This is a genomic window from Bradyrhizobium sp. MI1.10 (assembly GCF_055811035.1).
Map to the genome: position 1 here is coordinate 1 of NZ_JBVVPN010000160.1, position 569 is coordinate 569.

Below are 569 nucleotides of genomic sequence, written 5' to 3' on the forward strand. Positions count from 1 at the left end.
ATAATCCTCTCGGCAACGTTCGGTATGTGCCATCCGTCGATGTCTCCGGGCGGCTTGACGTCCGTGATGAGAACGTCCGCGATAAAGCGGTCCTTTGGAGAGCGCCACGTGCGGAGGCCCGATCGTTCTCAGACTGACGCCGTTGAGCATAGGTCTGGAAGATCGCCAGCTAGACGTTTGTTGGTTGGAGTTGCTACCTAAAATCATCCTCGACAGCGCAGAACGTCCGATTGATCTCAGTTCATGCAGGACTCCAACAATGCAAGGGCTTGGAACGCCACGTCACAAAGCCTGTTGTCCTTTCAGAAATGACCGTTGTGGTCGCCCCCCCATTTTCTTGGAGTGTCAGATGAGCAAACGCAAGCCGGCGACAGCGCCGAAGCGCGCCCGCAATCCGAAAATGGCCGCGCGGGCCCAACAGAACAAGCAGGCCATTGTTCGAAGCCCGAAACAGGATTTACTTCGCTCTGTTGCGGCAGTCTCGATTGAACCGCCCCTTGGGCTTTATGATGACTCTAAACACGAGGTTCCTCTCATTGAGCCTCGGGTGGATGCCTTACCGGATGACC

1 pseudogene is annotated in these 569 nt (G+C 55.9%); it reads left to right on the top strand.

Annotated elements, in window-relative coordinates:
- Positions 1 to 349 precede the first annotated feature (349 nt).
- A pseudogene (locus tag AC0L3K_RS40725) lies at positions 350 to 569 on the top strand (Phasin protein); the annotation flags it as partial.